The following is an 18199-nucleotide window of genomic DNA, read 5'->3' as shown; positions in this document are numbered from 1 at the left end:
TCAGTGCTGATGAAAAAATTTTCACCACCACAGATGAAAGAGGTTTCTTTCCCCACACCCCACACCCCACACCCTACACCCTCTTTCAAGTCAGGAGTCAAGAATCGGGGGATTCTAAGCGTTTTTGCCATTCTTGATCGATTTTATCGGAGCGCTCGATCTCTTGTTCGAGATAGTCTTGATCGGTAGAATAACTAATATCAGCATCTGTAATCACTTTTTGGTCAGCAAATTGACGAGAGTAGTCCAGTTTTTGCTCTAATTCAGGATTATTTTGTGCTAATAGGTCTGCTCTTTTTTCTCGCTGTTGATTGCGTTGATTAACCCGCTCATTTCTCCACTGTAAAAAGAAATAACGACCGAGGGGAATCCCCAAAAAAGCACCGGCATAACTGAGGAGAAAACCGTAGATTCCTGTGACTATTGACCCCAGAGAACCGCTCAAATCCACACTATCACTGTTGAGCAAAGATCCTAAAACTAAAGCGAGGATAAAGTTAACCACCCCTAAACCTAAAGCTAGGATAATTTGACCGCTATCTGCTTCGCTAAACTTCCAGCGTTTTTCCTTTAGATAGGGGGAAACTGTTTGTAATTTTCTCTCTTTGGTTGTCACCTGTAGATCAGGAAAATAATAGATAATATCGCCTCGATCGGATACTTGCGGCAATCCATTAAAGCGAGTTAAAACTGGTAGTATATAATCTTCTGTCTCCTCATGACTGGGGGTAATACTATCGAGATAGGGGGCAATTTGTGGAGCGATAATCGAGCCACGATTATTTTGAATTACTTTACCGATAATTTGCCAGCGTCTCTCCTCTAAATTAAAATTAGGATCGCCATCGCCAAAAAGAAAAGAAAAAACTGCCTCGAGAAAATTCATCTTACTAGGGGGTTTGTCTGCCTTAACTTCCCGATCTCTTCTTTCGTAGTAGTTATTACCAAAATCGGGATAAAAAATCCAGAAAAAGTCCGTGGGAAAGAAGTTAATATTAATGTTATTATTTCCCGAATTGTTATCCGAGTCACTATCTTTAAACATTAAGCCGATCAGGATCGCTAGGATAGCCAGCAACAGGATTAAAATCGAAATAATTAAAACAATGCCGAAGGAAATGCGAATAACATAAAAAACTACTTTCCAGATTTTACTCCCGAAAGCTTTTAACTGCAATTGCCAATATTTATTCAGAAGAATCGACCGAAAATTTTCGGGGAAAAGATAGATAATCTCCCCCGTATCTGCTACCTGTAAATGTCCCCCCGCTTCCGCAGCTAAAGCTAATAATCCCTGTTGTGCAGCGTTAATCTCTAAACCTGATTTTGCCGCCACATCACCCACCGTAACCCGATAGCCTAATTTTTCGATCGATTGTAATAGAGACTCTTGGGGATTCATAGAAAATACTGTTCCTCTCGATTATCCTATTTTCTAGTGTAGTTTTGATTTTGTCTTTTTGGCAGCGGCTATCTGGATTGACAGGTGCGGCATTTTGGACTCGATCGAGAAAATATCGTTATAATTGTCCCAATAGTCGCAAAAAGCAGGGCTAAACTGTATAAATAGTTACTTTATAAGCAATTATCAGAGGTGAGCATGAATGCGTCGGAACAGGCAAAAGGATTAGAATTAACGGCGAAGATCGCCACACTCGTCAACCTGTTTAAACAACAATTCCCCGATGCAAAGGCAGATCTGAAACCTTGGCGCAATGATCCCCACACAAGGGAGTTAACGGATCCCGACTCGATCGATATCGCTTTCCATTTTCCGGGTTGGAGTCCCAGAATTCAAGGGCGCAGTATTCTGGTACAAATTCGTTTTCATCTCGATAGCGAGGATCAGCATCAGCGTTTGATTGGCTTAGAAATGCAGGCTTTTAACCATCAAGGAACCGCTTGGCGACTATCTACGGTGGAAAATTGGCAATTAGTCGGCAATTATCAACCCTCTCCTAAGGTGGCTGATAAGTTAAAATATTTCAGCCGGCAGGTGTTTGAAGTTTTTAAAAATGAGCATCGATAAGGCTCTTTCGGCACTCTCGGCAAAAGATCGTTATTCGATCGAGATTAAATCGGTCATAATGTCAAGCTATAGGACTAAATTAATTCTTGAAAGTGCTTCGCTTGAGCGGAAATTTTTAACATTTTTTCTGGTTGATCGTGAATCTCACTTTTTTGAGAAGGTTTACGGCTGCTCGTGGTTGTTTTAGACATACTGATATTTTTAATACTAACAAAGCGATATTGATAGTCCCGAAGAAAATCGGGTTGATTCCAAAATAAGCGTCCGATTTCACGACAATAGGAGACAAAGCATTTGGCTCCTTTTAATTGTTTAGTTATCGATGAATTAGAATCTCTGCTTTTCTTCATTTCCAGACAAAGGATAACTTTTTCAGAATTGGTATTAGCAATAATTATAAAGTCTGCACGCTTACACTCACCTTTACTACCAGTAAAAATTGTGCGGACATCAAAAAACTCATCTAGCTTAATCACAATACCTCGATCGGGTTTAGGCATTCCACTAATCACAAACGAATAGTTATCTTGATTTTCTGTCAGTTTCAGTAAATAACTATCTCGTTTGTACTCTTTTTTGTATTCCAACTCTACTATCGCACAATCCCTAATCATTTCTTTGAGGATAGCAATATCAGACATTACTCCTCACCCCAAATAATAGCCGTTTGAATACGATTCATATTTTCGATAGTAGTATCAAAACTACGCGCCTCAATACCCATTTTTGGATCAATTTTAGCGGGGTTTAAAGTGTGAAATTTGGTTTTTCTTTTTTGTCCTTTTAACATCTTTGAATCTTCTTCAGCAATATAGACTTTAACTTGATTAGCCGATAATAATTCCTCTTGTCTATAGCCTTCTTCTGCGGCAATTTGTTTCAGGTGTGGTTGATCATGGTTGAGCATAATTAATGTGTTTATTTCTTTGATAATATAATCACTGTGAGTAGTGATAAAAACTTTAATACCAATGTTGATCAGTCGAGCGAAAAGTTTAGCGATACGGCGTTGATTTTCTGGATGGAGATTTAATTCAGGTTCATCTACTATCAACAAATCTCCGATTCGAGCTTCGTGTCTTAAATAAAAGCCAATGTCTAAAAGAGAACGTACAGCACTAGAACTTTCATCCATCGATAGTCTAAGTTTTTTTCCTTTAGGAATGTAATAAAGTTCATCATTGCTAGTAATCATATATTGACCACCAATAATATCGGCAAAATCTTCTAAAATACTGGGATGATTTTCGGCAATAAAGCTAGTTTTTTTGACAATTGTTTCTATTTGTCTAGTAAAATCTACATTTTTTTTGACCGGTAGCGCATAATCCTGAGAAACATTAAATAACAGTTCCCTAGGATCAAAATTGCTATTTTTGCTAATTTCTTCCAGTAAACGATTACGAGCAAAATTTAACTCTTTGCGAAAAATTGCCGCTCCTGTTCTTTCTGCACTGGCAATAAATGGCCTAGGAAAAAACTGAGAGAAAATTATATCTTGGATGCTGTCGTAAATGATATCCTCAAGAAAATGCACTGGCAGATTTATTTTTTCTTTTTCTGTTAATAATGTAATGGATAAATAAGGCTCATTTTCATGTTTGCTAATCGAGATAATTTCCCATGTTGCTGTACTAATTTTCTTTTCATACTTCTTTTTAAATTGAATATTATCAAAATTTAATTCTATCTGAAAATCAACATTTTTAAACCTCTCCTCGTTGGCAGCAAAAACTTCAGGTATTTGTTGAATATATCTTTGACAACCTGTAGTAAGAATACTTTCACACTGTTGAACATACTCCTGTAGATCGAGACTAATTACACCATCAGAAAGTAGTTGCTCAATTTTTTCTTTGAGGCCAAATCTTGGCCCCGTTAATAGTCTTCGCCAAGTGTCTAAAAAACCGAATAAAGAATATGTAGCATAAGTTTTACCTGTATTATTACGACCACAGATAATTGTGAGGTCGCCTAGACTGAATTCTGCCTGTTTTAAAATGCCAAGATTTTTAATTTTAACTTTCATATTTGTCTTTCGGTTTAATATTCACGATTATAGATAATTGTGGGTAATTTGATCAAGTCCCAAACTATACATTCAACTTTGGTTATCAAGGTTACTTACAGAAATTATAACCTTTCTAAGGCTTTTCTCTCTTTTTCAGTTACTTCTCGCCATTGACCAGGTTGTAATCCTGTTAAGCATAATTTATTGTTTTTATCAATAGTAATGGCTGTTCTAATTAATCTTAAAGTGGGATAACCAACGGCTGCCGTCATCCTTCTTACCTGACGATTTCTTCCCTCAGTTAAGGTAATTTCTAACCAAGCGGTGGGGACAGATTTTCGATAACGAATCGGTGGCTCTCTGGGGGGTAAATCTGGTTCAAAATCTAGTAAATTAACTATTGCCGGTCGAGTGCGATAATCCTGAATAGGAAGACCTTGACGCAATTTTTCTAAAGCGTTTAGGTCTGGAATTCTTTCGACTTGTACCCAATAGGTGCGCGGATGAGCAAATTGACGATGACCTAAACGATGCTGTAATTGACCGTTATCTGTGAGTAATAATAATCCCTCGCTATCCCTATCTAAACGACCGACAGAATAGATATTCGGGATGGGAATATAATCTTTTAAAGTCGAGCGCCCATTTTCATCAGTAAACTGACATAATACATCGTAGGGTTTATAAAAAAGGATATATTTATTCAAGGGAAAAAGGAGTCAGGAGATAGGAGTCAGGAGTCAGGAGATAAGTAGTCGTGTAAAATAAATTTCCTAGTGAAGATAGGCAAAAGGCAAGAGGCAAAAGGCAAGAGGTAGTTAGATATGTTTAATTAATTTTGCCTGGGTACTTAACTGATAACTGATAACTGATAACTGATTACTGATTTAATCCCGTTGATGGGAGAATTGATAAGCGCCGACAATCGAGAGAAGAAGAGCGACGATTAACAAAATGGGGATAGCGAACCAAGGAAATTGATTAATATCGTAGGCTGCGGCTCTTAATCCCAGACTAGCATAGGTGAGGGGCAAGGCATAAACAATAATTTTTAATGGCCAGGGTAAGGTTTGGGGATCGAAAAAAGTTGCTCCTAAAAAAGACATCGGCACGATTAAAAAGTTATTATACAGACTGACACTTTCGAGGGATGTAACTCGCAATCCAACAATTGCCCCTAAACCGGCAAAGACGGCACAATTTAAGATTAAAACTAATAAAAAGAGGGGATTGAGAAAACTGGCAAATTTTCCTGTAAATAAGATAGCAATGAGAATCACCGATGCAGAAGTCATTACACCGCGCAAAATTCCCGCGAAAACTTTGCCTAAAAATAATGAGAGAGGATGGACGGGAAGTAATAATAATTCCTCGAAGGTTTTACTAAATAAGCGATCGCCACAGATGGAAAAGGTGGTTCCCCCGAAACTGATCGCCATTGAGGACAGGGCTACCATTCCGGGTAAAATAAATTCTAGATAAGAATCGCCGATCGAGGGTTTCATCGAGCGATCGAGGGCGCTTCCCAACCCCAACCCGAAACCGATAATATAGATTAGGGGAGAAACTAGACCGGTGGCGGCGATCTGAAGGACTCTCGCCCGTAAATCTAGCCATTCTCCCCAAAATACGGTTAAAGTGTCTGTTAATATCGTCTGAGCTTGAGCTAGTTTCACTGGTATTTTGGTTAATTAGTAAATATACTTTTAATAATAATTAACAATTGTCCCCTTTTTCAAGAGCGAGCTTTTCGGACTAGAAAAATAATCATCCTAAATCCGTTGAGCATGATGCTACTTAGGGTTTGTGGCAAAAGTGGCTAATGACTTGACCGCTCAAGCTTTCAAAAATAGTCCCTTCGGGTGCATCTCATCAGCTGTTAGGTGTTATATAGCGTTTTTCCGTCTGCTGAGGTACAAAAGTTATGGGTTTTAGGCAAAGGGGAAGAAAAATAGGCGTACCTCACCAGCTTAGGAAACGCTATATAACCAGCTACTTACTTACAAATCATCCAACAAGAGCGTTACTAACACCTTATCGACGCGATTACCGTCCATATCCACCACTTCCAAACGCAACCTTTGCCATTCAAAATGATCGGCAGCCCCCGGAATCCTACCAAGATGGGTAATAATAAAACCCCCTAAAGTGTGATAATTGCCCTGTTTTTCCCCCGGTAATTCACTGATTTCAAATAATTCTTTAAAATCTTCGATCGCCACTGTGCCATCAATCAACCAAGAACCATCTTCCCGCTGCACGATCTGTGCATCTTCAATATTATCTAATTGGGGTAAATCGCCGACAATTGCCTCTAAAATATCCTGGCGCGTCACCAATCCTTGAATCACCCCGTACTCATCCACTACCAAGGCAATATGATGACCACTTTGCTGCACTAATTCTAAAACTTTTAAACCCCTAGTGCTTTCCGGCACAAAAAGCGGCTGCTGTAAATCCTTCGTTAGGTCGAAACTTTCACCGGTTAAACAATCGGCCAATAAGTCTGTGACTTCAATTACCCCCAAAACCTCATCTAAACTGCCCTGACACACAGGAAAACGGGTATGATTGCTCTCAATTAGCTTCTGGCGATTAATTTCGGCACTATCTTCCAAATCTAACCAAACAACATCCGGACGCGTGGTCATAATCTGACTTACTCGGCGATCGCTCAATCCTAACACCCTTTCCACCATATCCTGTTCTGCTTCCTCAAAGGTTCCCGCTTCGGTTCCCTGTTTAAGCATAATTTTCAATTCTTCTTCCGTAATTGGGGAATCATTATTATTACCGCTAATCCCCAACAAACCGAGAATCAGATTAGTTGATTGACTCAAAAGATGGACAACAGGCGAAACAATTTTTGATAACCTATCGAGAGGACTAGCAACGAGGATAGCGATTTTTTCAGGATTACTTAAACCCAACCGTTTCGGAACCAATTCCCCCACCACTAGGGATAGATAGGTAATAATTAACACCACTAATCCTAATCCCAAAGCTTGACTATAGGGGGCTAAAACGGGAACTTGGGCCAATAATTGCGCCACACTGACCGATAAATTAGCCCCTCCGTAGGCCCCAGCAAAGATACCCACTAGGGTAATGCCAATCTGCACCGTCGATAAAATTTGATTGGGATCATTGGCCAATTTTAAGGCCACCGCCGCCCGTCGATCATCTCTGGCTAATTGTTCCAAACGGACTTTGCGGGCCGAGACAATGGCAATTTCCGAGAGAGCAAAGACTCCATTGAGGAGGATGAGGAAGAAGATAACAAGAATTTCGGTAGTCGCCGAGAACATGGTTAAAAGTTACAGGTAAAAGGGCGGATAGTTGTTTGTATCATAGTGCGAGGATCGGTTAAGTTCAGTAAAGAATCATCTTGATTTTTAACGAGTTACGAAGGCTTGTGTCTGGAGGGGGTTACTCCCAGTATAAATGGGATAGGATCAAGTCCGCACTCTTAGCTCAGTTAGCAGTGAACAGTCAGGAGTGACCTGTTGCCAGTAAAAAAAAGTTGTCCCTGGGAGAGTGGGGACAAACTCTCTCAATCTATTCGCCTGAAAAATTATGATCGCTACACCCGTATCATCGAAATCGAACCCTATCACGGAAATACGCCCCGGACTACCAACTATTTGCGGTTGGGAACAGGAAATCGCAGCGATTGTCAATCACGATGATCCGATCTTTTTACCGACAACAAATCTCAAATTAGACAATATTAAGGCTGGTTTTGCCTGTGCCTTGCATATGCACCAACCCACTATCCCGGCGGGTGTTAACGGGGAATTAATCTGCAATCTCCAGCATATGTTCGAAAATCTTGGGGATGGCGATAATCATAATGCCAGCGTTTTTGCCTGGTGTTACAGTCGCATGGGCGATTTTATCCCGGAATTGGTGGCGGAAGGCTGTAATCCCCGAATTATGCTCGATTATTCCGGCAATCTCCTCTGGGGTTTGGTGCAGATGGGACGGCAGGATATCCTCGATAAACTCAAATTAATCACCTGTAACAGTCAATATCAACCCTATGTGGAATGGTTGGGGACGATGTGGAGTCACGCGGTGGCTCCTTCCACACCGATTCCTGATCTAAAATTACAGATGCAAGCATGGCAAACCTATTTTGCCTCGATTTTTGGCGTGGATGCTCTAAAACGAGTCAAAGGGTTCTCTCCCCCGGAAATGCACCTTCCTAACCATCCCGATACCCTCTACGAGTATATTAAAGCTCTGAAAGAATGCGGCTATCGTTGGTTATTGGTACAGGAACACTCGGTGGAAAATCTCGACGGTTCGGGATTGAGTCAGGAACAAAAATATATTCCTAATCGCCTGGTGGCCCGCAATTCTCGGGGTGAAGTGATTGCGATTACTGCTTTGATTAAAACCCAGGGTTCCGACACCAAATTAGTTGCCCAAATGCAACCCTACCACGAGGCTAAATGCCGAGGTAAACAGCAAATCGGCGGCGTTTGGGTTCCTTCCCTAGGTTCCCAGATTGCCGATGGTGAAAATGGTGGCGTGATGATGAATGAATTTCCTCGCGATTTTCCCAATCCTTGGCGGGAAATGCAGGGGGGTTCCAGTGTGGCAGGATTTAACGGTACGGAATATCTGGAGTTAATCGAGGCTGCTGGCGTTAATCCCCAAGATTATCCCCCAATTCAAGCCGTACACCAGCATAAAATCTGGCAGCGAGTTAATCCGGATGCCGCTACCCCGGAAGCGGTAGAACAGGCGATCGTTGAGTTAAAACAGACCGACCACCGTTTTAGCATGGATGGGGCCTCTTGGACAAATGATCTCAGTTGGGTGCGCGGTTACGAAAATGTCCTCGAACCGATGAACCAATTAAGCGCTCAATTCCACGAGAAATATGATCCTTTAGTACAGGCGGATCCTAGCTTCACCCGACGACCGGATTATCTGGAGGCACTACTTTATAATTTGCTCGTGCAAACCAGTTGTTTCCGTTATTGGGGCCAGGGTACTTGGACCGATTATGCCCGCACTTTATACGCAAGAGGCGCGGCCTTAACCCGCTAGGATAGTAAGCTATCTAGGGCGCAGAATCTGCGCCCTATTAGCACAAGTGTATTAAACTAAATCCTGTTAAAAAGGTATCGGGGAGCGGCGAAAAACAATCCATCTTCTTTACATTAATTTACGAACGTTCTCTTAACTGTTTTTTAGCTTACCAAACAGCCCCAAGGTGATTCTCCCCGTTGGCAACCCTAATCCCGCAACAATTAGAGGCAACACCGATGATGACTGGCGCTTCCCCTGCTTTCCACCCACCCGCCGATTCTTCCGGGGTAAAAGTGCAGTGCCATGGACGAGTATTATGGCTAGGCATAGGTTGCATCCAGGGCACGGAGAAAGCGGTCATAGATAGGGCAATTAGGGCTGTTTTTCAGCGTTATCACCTCTCTTTAGCCGCTATTGCCGGTATCGCCACCCTTAATATCAAAGCTGATGAACGGGGTTTAATTACCTACTGTCAGGAGAAAGGATTGCCCCTAAAAACCTTTACTGCCGAGGAGTTGAGAGATATTAATGTCCCCAATCCCTCAGCCATTGTCAACAAGCAAGGGGGAACTCCTAGCGTTGCTGAGGCTGCCGCTTTAAAAATGGGCGAGATTTTGCTAGTCAGCAAGCAAATAGAAGCAAAATCGGTGACGGTGGCAGTTTCTTTGGCGGCAAGGGAATATAGAGGATACGAAATCGATGCTTAAACAGGTTTTATTTCTTAGTAATGGTCATGGTGAGGATTTAAATGCTAGTTTAATTGTGGGGAAATTACAAAAAATTCAGCCCCAATTATCTATAGCTGCTTTGCCTTTAGTGGGAGAGGGAAAAGCTTATCAAAAATTGCCAGTACCAATTATTGCCCCCACTGCCACTATGCCATCGGGGGGAATTATTTATACCAATCCTTTTAATTGGATTAAAGATATTGGCGCGGGATTAATCGGTCTAACTATTAAACAAATTCAGGCAGCTTTTAAAGTTAGCAAGAATTGTGATTTATTGATAGCAGTGGGGGATATTGTGCCGATTGCGATCGCTCGTTCAACTGGTCGTCCTTTTGTGGCTTTTATTGTTTCTACTTCCAGTTATTACGAAGGTACAATTAAATTACCTTTACTGACAGAATTATGTTTAAGATCAGACAAGTGTTTAAGGGTTTTTACCAGAGATAAATATACAGCAACAGACCTACAAAATCGGGGTATTAAAAAAGCGATTTTTGCTGGTTATCCGATTATGGATGTCTTAACACCAACGGGTAAAGATTTAGAATTAGATAGTCAAATTCCCATGATTGCTTTATTAGCGGGGAGTCGTTTACCCGAAGCTTTGAGTAATTTAGCTTTACAGTTACAAGTCTGTGAGGAAATAGTTAAAATTAAACCGATGCAGTTTCGGGCTGCTATCATTCCTAGCATCAGAGAAACCGACTTAGAAAATTTGGCTAAACAAGAGGGATGGCATTATTTAGGAGCGGGAAAACTAGAGAAAAATGGGGCTTTATTGTGCTGTTATCGTGATGCTTTTGCCGATATTCTACACCATTGTGACGCTTGTTTAGCCATGGCGGGGACAGCAGTAGAACAAGCGGTAGGATTAGGAAAACCCGTCCTACAAATACCCGGATTTGGACCCCAATTTACCTACCCTTTTGCTGAGGCACAAATGCGCTTATTAGGGGAATCGGTGATAACTATTGGAAAGAAACCCACGGAGGTGAATTTATTTAAAAATGCTGCGGTTAAAATTGTCGATATTTTGGCAGATTCTCAGTATTTACATAGATGTTTAGAGAACGGTAAAATTAGAGTGGGAGAATCTGGAGGTAGCAGGAATATTGCCGAAGAAATTTATATAAACTTAGGGTGTTAAGTAGCTAGTTATAATTAAATTAAAAATGGATTTTAGGTTCGATCCCCCCTACCCCCCTTGATAAGGGGGGTGCCGATTACCCCTTAATCCCCCCTTGATAAGGGGGCGCCGATCCCCCCTACCCCCCTTGATAAGGGGGGCGCCGATCCCCCCTTAATCCCCCCTTGATAAGGGGGGCGCCTGAAAGTTTTTAATACCTACCTACTTAGGGCAGCGTAATCCAGCTTAAAATGAGCTCAATTACCTTCTAATTAAACATCGTCATTTTCCCGAACAGATAAAAACTCAGCCACCGCTTGATTAAAAGTTTCAGGTTCCCCTAAAAATGCCCAATGATTACCCGGTATCTTTTTAATCTCTAGAGAAGTTAAATACTTTTTATAGGATTGAATTTGCCAAGTAGTGCGATTTAATCCTTGTTGAGGAAGGATTAATAAACTGGGAATATCTAAAGCTTTAGTTAATCCAGCAAACCCCATGACATCCTCAAAAATTTCCCCGCGTGCCGATAAAGTAAATTTACTGCTCCAACTGCCATCCGCTTTTTGTTCAATGGCATTTTTAAACACCTCTTGCTGTAAATTTGACCAACCTTTATATTGTTTTAATTGACGAGCGATCGCTTCTATGCTCTGATAACTATCAAAGGAACGAGTAATCTTTAAAAAGGGCAAAACTTGATAGAGAATTGGAAAAGTTATCCTAATCCAACTAGGCATTTTATCGATAAAAAAGGGATCGACTAAAATTAAACTCTTAAATACTTCCGGCTGTTGAGTTGCCCAAATCGCCGCTATTTTAGCACTCCAAGAATGACCTAAAATATGTGCTTGCGTCCAACCTAAATGATTAATTAAAGCCCTTAAATCGCCGATATAATCCTGAAAGTGATAACCGGTTGTTGGTTTACCGCTTTCCCCATGTCCCCGCAAATCTGGGGCAATAACTTGATAATTTGAGCGTAAATAATCGCCCAAACTTGACCAAACCAGAGCATGATCCGCCATGCCGTGCAATAATAGTAGAGGCATACCTCGATCGCTCCATTGTAAATAGGAAATTGCCATCGAGTTATTGGTAAAAGTCTGGCGTTGTGGCATAAATTCTCGACCGATTTTTATTCTATAATTTAAATATCACTTAATAAAACTTCATACAATGGCACTACAATCGCCCCTCACTGCCACTAGCTTAGAGCAATTGTCTTGGACATGGCAAGGTCACACCATCCCCTACACCGTGCGGGGAGAAGGACAACCCCTAGTATTAATTCACGGTTTTGGGGCATCTATCGGTCATTGGCGCAAAAATATCCCCGTTTTAGCGGAAAATGGCTATCAAGTCTATGCCCTAGATCTCTTGGGATTTGGGGGTGCGGATAAGCCCGCTTTAGATTATAGTCTCAACCTTTGGATGCGGCAAATACAAGACTTTTGGCGGGAAAAAATCGCAAAACCGACGGTATTTGTCGGTAATTCCATCGGGGGACTGATTGCCTTAATGCTGATGGCAGAATCTCCCGAAATCACTGCCGCAGGAGTAATTATCAACTGTGCGGGAGGATTAAACCATCGTCCCGAAGAATTAAATTTCCCCTTGCGTTTAATCATGGCTGCCTTTACCGGTTTAGTTAGTTCTCCGGTGACAGGAAAGTTTATTTTTGAACAGGTAAGACAGAAAAATCGCATCCGGAACACCTTAAAACAGGTTTATCGCGACCATACTGCGATTACCGAGGAATTAGTCGAAATTCTCTATCAACCCTCCTGTGATGCGGGTGCGTGGGGAGTGTTCGCATCGGTGTTGACAGCACCCCCTGGACCTTCTCCCCAGGAATTATTACCGCCAATCGATCGCCCTTTATTGGTACTCTGGGGAGAGGATGACCCTTGGACACCGATCGCTGGTTCGGTAATTTACCAAGAAAGAGCTAAAATGGGCAATAATACCCAATTTTATCCGATTGCCAAAGCTGGTCACTGTCCCCACGATGAACATCCCGAAAAAGTTAATCAATTAATTTTGAGTTGGCTGTCGGAAATGGGGATTTAGTCAGTTATGGAAGATTTTAGCGATTAATAGTTACTGGAGAAATCTGCCAATCGGGGCGAAGATTTTTCGCCCCCCGGAGATAGACGTGCTGCATTTCCCCTTGTAGTTTGGGAGTATTAACGTGGAGAATTACGCGAATACACTTTTCTAGACTACTAGCGACCTGCATCTGTTGCACATCGAGGAGGGGGACATTTTGCCAGTGGGGACGTTCGCGAGCGATAGCAGCGGGGAAAATCGCGTCTAAATCCTGAGTTGCCGTAAAGATAATACTAACAATATCATCGGGATCGAGACTATTGTGAATTTCGATCGCTTCGAGGAGTTCTGTCACTGCTTCTCGTATAGCTTCAATAGTATTAACCGTTACCGTCGTTGCTCCCCGAATGGCTCGAACCTTCCACTGCACGATTGTTATCCTCCGATAATCCTGATGAGTCAATTTTAGGGGTTAACGCGCCCTTTTTCTCGACTTTAATCTGGTCATCAGGGTCGGTATAACCACAATAGTTGTCCGTTAACTTCTAATTCAAATTCTAGACGCTGTAGGGTTTTTTGTAATCCTAGGGGTATTTGGGAACGATTGCCCGTCAGACGACTGAGCAGGGGTTTCGGTTCTTCGATAGTCTGACATTTAGTTTTATCTGGGGGTAATCCTGCCAATTCTAGCGCCCAAAGTCGGGCATCTTCCTCGGTTCCTAAGCGATCGACCACTCCTAATTCTAACGCCTGTTGGCCGGTAAAAATGCGCCCATCGGCAAAACTTTTCACCTGATTGACATCTAAATTTCTCGCTCCGGCGACGGTTTGCAGAAATTGCTGATAACTGGTATCGATCATATCCTGAAGAATTCTTTCTTCTTCATCAGTTAATTCTCGATCGAAGGAGAGAATATCTTTATAGGGGCCTGATTTAATCACTTTAAACGAAACTCCCACCTTATCCAACAATCTTTCTAGATTGTTCCCCCTCAGGATAACACCGATCGAGCCGGTAATCGTGCCGGGGTTAGCCATAATATAATTAGCCCCCATACCGATATAAACGCCGCCAGAGGCGGAAATATTGCCAAAACTAGCGATTATTTTCGTGTTTTTTTGTAACCGCTTCAATGCTTCATAAATTTCTTGGGAATCCCCCACGGTTCCCCCGGGGGAGTCAATGCGGAGAAGTAGGGCGGGATATTGCCTTTCTTTGACGATTTCTAGGGCTTTTAAGACTCTTTTGCGGGTATCGGAGGCAATTGCACCTGTAATTTCTATTCGAGCGATTTGTTTGCGGGTTTTCGGTTTAAAAGGCCAGACCATCAGGTTTAAATATCTCTCAAAAAAGGACTCTTTCTAATCTAACGCTTTGATCGTTCTAGGTTAAGCAGACATTATATTTCAGAATTTAAGGACAAAATGTCTGGTTAAGTGTATAATAGCATTAAGTGACCAGAGTTGAGGTAGGCGAGGTGAACATTTGGGCAAGGTGGAATCCTTTAATTTAGATGGCTTAGATCTGTTTTTCAATTCTCACGATCATTTGCCACCTCATTTTCATGTTCGTAAACCGGGCCAATGGGAAATTAGAGTTTTTTTCTTACTTTGTAATCAAGACAATGGTCTAAATTTTCAGGTGAAATGGCCCGCCAATGCCAAAATATCTAGTAAGGAAAAAAGCAAATTCTTGACCACGTTTTAGCGAATCGTTCTGCGCTCCTGATTGAATGGGAGGCAAAAGTCTGTACCCGGGAGAATTAATCATGTTAAATAAGCCAGAAATTACTGTTATAATTGAGGATAAAGAAATTTATAATTTCTTGCCAGAGTTTCAATCTGTGCAGATTCTTTCCTTACCAGATTTAAAGAATATTGATTCTTTAAAAAACATCTTTATTTGTACTTCTTTGACCAGTTTAAAAGCAGTGTCAGATATTGCCAGAAATGCTAATGATAAACATCATCTGCGAGGTCTTTTTATCCGAGCAGACATTGATTCTATCTGGTTGCCGCAACTATTTAAACAGGCCAATTTACGCACCCTGCGAAATACCCTCGTTTATCGAGATTTTATTTTACCGACAAGGGTGATTAATGCTTGGAGTTGGGGAGCGCAAGAGCATTTAATCGCCAGAGCTTTAGTTATTGAGGAAAGTTTATTAATCAGTCGCTGTGATCTCAATGAGCTAGAAATTCCCTTTGCATCTATGCCAGCTTTACAGCGTATTCCTCTAGAAGAAAGAGAGAAGTTTATTATAGCAGAAGATGGTAGTTATATTCATTGGCCAGTCGTGGATATTCATCTTGATATAGAGGCTTTTTTGAGTGTGATTGAACCAAAAGCAAAACAAAAGTTTGCAGCGATTAAATTAAAACATGATCAGATTTTTGGTCGAGCGATTGCCTCTTTACGCAAACAGCATCAACTGCGACAATCAGATATTATAGGAGTATCCGAGCGTCAAGTGAGACGCATTGAACAGGGAGAAGGAACAAAGGTAGAAACCCTTAATTTGTTTGCCCAAGCTCACAAAATGGAACTTAATGATTATCTTGATGCTGTTGCTCAGTTAATCGATAATACTTCAGTAGATTTGCTCCAATCTTAAGCTTTTAACCCTTGATTAATTCGAGTAATTGTGCTTCGGTTAGCTGAGTAATGCCCAATTCTAGGGCTTTTTCTAGCTTAGAACCCGCCGCTTCTCCTAGCACTAAATAATCAGTTTTTTTGCTGACAGAACCCGTCACTTTACCCCCAGCTTTTTCGATTAATTCTTTCGCTTCCTCCCGTTTGAGAGTTGGTAAAGTGCCAGTAATGACAAAGGTTTTCCCTGCTAAGGTGGCTTTTGTGGTGGTGGTTTTTGCTGCTGCGGCAAATTGTAAACCCGCTGCCTGTAATTTAGCGACTAAATCCCGATTAGCGGCGATTTTAAACCAATCATAGACCGATTGAGCGATTTCTTCACCGATACCATACACAGAAGCTAAATTAGTCACGCTGGCGTTAGCTAACTCCTCCACTGTCCGAAAACTTTCGGCGAGAATTTTGGCGTTAACGCTGCCCACATAGCGAATTCCTAGCCCATAAAGTACCCTCGACCAGCTTTGATTTTTGCTCTGAGCCATAGCTGTAATCAAATTTAAGGCGGATTTATCGCCCATTCGGTCTAATTTGGCAATTTCCGTTTTTTCGAGGCTGTAGAGGTCAGAAATAGCGGTAACTAATCCCTGTTCAATCAGCAAAATTACCACTTTTTCCCCTAATCCCCGGATATCGAGAGCATCGCGACTAGCCCAATGTACTACACTTCCCCGCAAAATCGCCGGACAGGAACTATTAACACAGCGTGTCACCGCTTCCCCCACCGGACGGACTAGGGGAGATTGACATTCAGGGCAATTAGTGGGCATCTGGAAAGGTAAAGTCTGGCTAGGACGCAATTCTGGTAGGATTCTCACCACTTCTGGGATAATTTCCCCCGCTTTGCGGATAATTACCGTGTCACCGACGCGGATATCTAATTCGGCCACTCGATCGCTATTATGTAAAGTAGCCCTTTGTACGGTGGTTCCTGCTACCTGTACCGGTTCCATCACCGCCATGGGTGTGACTGCGCCGGTGCGTCCCACATTGACGATAATATCTTTAACTACCGTGGGGACTTCTTCGGCGGGATATTTTAAAGCGATGGCCCACCGGGGGAATTTTTGAGTGAATCCTAAGCGATTTTGTCGCTGTAAATCGTTGATTTTGACTACGACACCATCGGTCATGTAGGCTAATTGATGACGTTTTTCTTGCCAATCTTGATAGTATTGCGCCACTTGTTGCAGGGATGGACAGAGTTGACGGTGGGGATTAACCAGAAATCCCATGGTTTCTAATCTATCTAAGGATTGCCATTGAGTAGTGATATGGTTATCGTCTAAATGCAGGGTATAGGCAAAAAATTGTAAGCGTCTTTTATCAACTATTTTCGGATCTAATTGTCGTAGGGTTCCTGCTGCCGCATTGCGGGGATTAGCAAAGAGAGATTCCCCTTTTTCTTCTCTTTCTTGATTGATTTTATCGAAGGTATCGAGGGGTAAAAAGGCTTCGCCGCGCACTTCCACAATTGCTGGGGGATTATCTATATTTAAGCGTAAAGGAATAGAGCGAATTGTCCGCACATTGGGGGTAATATCTTCGCCGGTGACTCCATCCCCTCTAGTAACACCTCTGACTAAAAAGCCGTTTTCGTAGGTTAAAGCTAACGCAGAACCATCGATTTTTAATTCACACACATATTCCGTTTCTTGGGTTTCATTTACATATCTTTGCCAACGGTTGCCCCATTTATTTAATTCTTCGAGGTTAAAGGCATTTTCGAGACTATACAGGGGAATATTATGACGAACAGAAACAAATTGACTAGAGATTTTATCCCCAACTCTTTGGGTGGGACTATCGGGGGTGATTAATTGGGGATAACGCTTTTCTATGTCTTCTAATTCCCGATAAAGTTGATCATAAACGCTATCGGATATAAAAGGATCATCAAGAACATAATAAGCATAACTGGCTCTTTGTAGTTCTGTTTTTAATTGTTGGCAGCGTTGTTGGATTTCTAAGGGGATAGTCATAATCGTTAATAATGCTACTGTGCAAAGACCATTTGAGGAGTTAATTTTAAATCGGGAAATGTTACCGATATTATTCTATCTTCGTTGTTAAATTCTGCCAGTTCATAAAATCCCGAAATCAGGGTTAAAACCGATATTTTTACAGCAATAGGATCGATAATCCAGTATTCAGGAATGCCTCTCACTGCGTATTCTGAACGTTTATAACGGTAGTCATCATCAGCATTACCGTGGCTAACAATTTCTACAACTAACAGGGGAGGAAATTCAATCACTGCTATGGTCATATTTCTAATCTCTTGACATTGTTCGGCAGTTAAAATCATTAAGTCTGGAATTCTCGATTTAGCTTTATCGGTGCGAATTCCCACGGTAGCAGGCATGACTTTCCAAGTTAGATTTAATCTTTTAATTTCTGCCATTAAATAATCATAAAGAAAGGCAATAATTAAAGCATGAAAGCCACTAGCGGGAGGCATGGAAATTAATTCTCCGTTAAATAATTCGTATTTATCATCCGTGCAGTCCTGATAATTTAAATATTCCGCAAAGGTATATATTTTTTGTTGGGTAGCAATCAT

General features: G+C 41.5%; 17 protein-coding genes. 6 read left to right on the top strand and 11 right to left on the bottom strand.

All coding sequences use genetic code 11. From position 1 onward, the window contains the following. Nucleotides 1-97: 97 nt before the first annotated feature. Nucleotides 98-1402 carry a hypothetical protein gene (locus tag ACQY1Y_RS08420; RefSeq protein WP_430014368.1) on the bottom strand — a complete coding sequence of 435 codons (1305 nt, stop codon included), beginning with the start codon at nucleotides 1400-1402 and terminating at the stop codon, nucleotides 98-100. A 198-nt stretch (nucleotides 1403-1600) separates the two neighbouring features. On the opposite strand from ACQY1Y_RS08420, the gene ACQY1Y_RS08415 reads away from it, so the two are divergent. Then, nucleotides 1601-2029, top strand: a complete 429-nt coding sequence (locus ACQY1Y_RS08415; RefSeq protein ID WP_002743840.1) for a hypothetical protein — start codon at nucleotides 1601-1603, stop codon at nucleotides 2027-2029. A 74-nt stretch (nucleotides 2030-2103) separates the two neighbouring features. Here ACQY1Y_RS08415 and ACQY1Y_RS08410 read toward each other — a convergent pair whose 3' ends face one another. From ACQY1Y_RS08410 to ACQY1Y_RS08390, 5 genes are all read right to left on the bottom strand, one after another. Beyond that, nucleotides 2104-2670: a hypothetical protein gene (locus tag ACQY1Y_RS08410; RefSeq protein WP_430014367.1), complete on the bottom strand. Its 567-nt coding sequence runs from the start codon at nucleotides 2668-2670 to the stop codon at nucleotides 2104-2106. Further along, complete coding sequence (locus ACQY1Y_RS08405; protein ID WP_430014366.1) at nucleotides 2670-4058, bottom strand: AAA family ATPase; 1389 nt, start codon at nucleotides 4056-4058, stop codon at nucleotides 2670-2672. Before ACQY1Y_RS08405 ends, ACQY1Y_RS08410 begins: the two co-directional genes overlap by 1 nt. A 104-nt stretch (nucleotides 4059-4162) precedes the next feature. After that, nucleotides 4163-4747, bottom strand: a complete 585-nt coding sequence (locus tag ACQY1Y_RS08400; protein ID WP_002751273.1) for a pseudouridine synthase — start codon at nucleotides 4745-4747, stop codon at nucleotides 4163-4165. 180 nt (nucleotides 4748-4927) lie between these two features. Next, nucleotides 4928-5716 carry an ABC transporter permease gene (locus ACQY1Y_RS08395; RefSeq protein WP_002751275.1) on the bottom strand — a complete coding sequence of 263 codons (789 nt, stop codon included), beginning with the start codon at nucleotides 5714-5716 and terminating at the stop codon, nucleotides 4928-4930. A gap of 324 nt (nucleotides 5717-6040) precedes the next feature. Further along, on the bottom strand, nucleotides 6041-7348 hold the full coding sequence (locus ACQY1Y_RS08390; protein WP_430014365.1) for a hemolysin family protein: 1308 nt from the start codon (nucleotides 7346-7348) through the stop codon (nucleotides 6041-6043). A gap of 268 nt (nucleotides 7349-7616) precedes the next feature. Here ACQY1Y_RS08390 and ACQY1Y_RS08385 point away from each other — a divergent pair, with 268 nt between their 5' ends. The 3 genes from ACQY1Y_RS08385 (at nucleotide 7617) to ACQY1Y_RS08375 (ending at nucleotide 10958) form a co-directional block, all read left to right on the top strand. Continuing rightward, nucleotides 7617-9101, top strand: coding sequence for a glycosyl hydrolase family 57 (locus ACQY1Y_RS08385; protein ID WP_430014364.1), 1485 nt, complete (start codon nucleotides 7617-7619; stop codon nucleotides 9099-9101). A 221-nt stretch (nucleotides 9102-9322) separates the two neighbouring features. Then, nucleotides 9323-9790 carry a cobalamin biosynthesis protein gene (locus tag ACQY1Y_RS08380; RefSeq protein WP_430014656.1) on the top strand — a complete coding sequence of 156 codons (468 nt, stop codon included), beginning with the start codon at nucleotides 9323-9325 and terminating at the stop codon, nucleotides 9788-9790. Continuing rightward, on the top strand, nucleotides 9783-10958 hold the full coding sequence (locus tag ACQY1Y_RS08375) for a lipid-A-disaccharide synthase-related protein (RefSeq protein ID WP_430014363.1): 1176 nt from the start codon (nucleotides 9783-9785) through the stop codon (nucleotides 10956-10958). The genes ACQY1Y_RS08380 and ACQY1Y_RS08375 overlap by 8 nt, the downstream gene beginning before the upstream one ends. 251 nt (nucleotides 10959-11209) lie before the next feature. Here the strand turns inward: ACQY1Y_RS08375 and ACQY1Y_RS08370 are convergent, their stop codons facing one another. Continuing rightward, nucleotides 11210-12058, bottom strand: coding sequence for an alpha/beta fold hydrolase (locus ACQY1Y_RS08370; RefSeq protein WP_069475407.1), 849 nt, complete (start codon nucleotides 12056-12058; stop codon nucleotides 11210-11212). A gap of 58 nt (nucleotides 12059-12116) precedes the next feature. Here ACQY1Y_RS08370 and ACQY1Y_RS08365 point away from each other — a divergent pair, with 58 nt between their 5' ends. After that, nucleotides 12117-13010: an alpha/beta fold hydrolase gene (locus ACQY1Y_RS08365; RefSeq protein ID WP_430014362.1), complete on the top strand. Its 894-nt coding sequence runs from the start codon at nucleotides 12117-12119 to the stop codon at nucleotides 13008-13010. Nucleotides 13011-13026: 16 nt separating this feature from the next. Here the strand turns inward: ACQY1Y_RS08365 and aroH are convergent, their stop codons facing one another. After that, on the bottom strand, nucleotides 13027-13428 hold the full coding sequence (gene aroH, locus ACQY1Y_RS08360) for a chorismate mutase (RefSeq protein WP_042791104.1): 402 nt from the start codon (nucleotides 13426-13428) through the stop codon (nucleotides 13027-13029). Between the two features lie 68 nt (nucleotides 13429-13496). Beyond that, the gene (sppA, locus tag ACQY1Y_RS08355; RefSeq protein WP_002781484.1) at nucleotides 13497-14318 is read right to left on the bottom strand and encodes a signal peptide peptidase SppA; all 822 of its coding nucleotides are present in this window, start codon (nucleotides 14316-14318) and stop codon (nucleotides 13497-13499) included. Nucleotides 14319-14758: 440 nt separating this feature from the next. Here sppA and ACQY1Y_RS08350 point away from each other — a divergent pair, with 440 nt between their 5' ends. Further along, entirely contained in the window at nucleotides 14759-15604 is an 846-nt protein-coding gene (locus tag ACQY1Y_RS08350) for a DUF2442 domain-containing protein (protein WP_430014361.1), read from the top strand. A gap of 4 nt (nucleotides 15605-15608) precedes the next feature. On the opposite strand, the gene ligA is transcribed toward ACQY1Y_RS08350, so the two are convergent. Further along, on the bottom strand, nucleotides 15609-17618 hold the full coding sequence (gene ligA / locus ACQY1Y_RS08345; protein ID WP_430014360.1) for an NAD-dependent DNA ligase LigA: 2010 nt from the start codon (nucleotides 17616-17618) through the stop codon (nucleotides 15609-15611). A gap of 14 nt (nucleotides 17619-17632) precedes the next feature. Beyond that, nucleotides 17633-18199 (bottom strand): Uma2 family endonuclease, encoded by a 567-nt coding sequence (locus ACQY1Y_RS08340; RefSeq protein WP_430014359.1) that lies wholly within the window; start codon nucleotides 18197-18199, stop codon nucleotides 17633-17635.

Origin of the sequence: Microcystis ichthyoblabe FBCC-A1114, assembly GCF_050500245.1 — a bacterium.
Taxonomy (GTDB): domain Bacteria; phylum Cyanobacteriota; class Cyanobacteriia; order Cyanobacteriales; family Microcystaceae; genus Microcystis; species Microcystis ichthyoblabe_A.
Note: the sequence above shows the minus strand (reverse complement) of the source record. Positions and strands in the feature narration are given on the sequence as shown.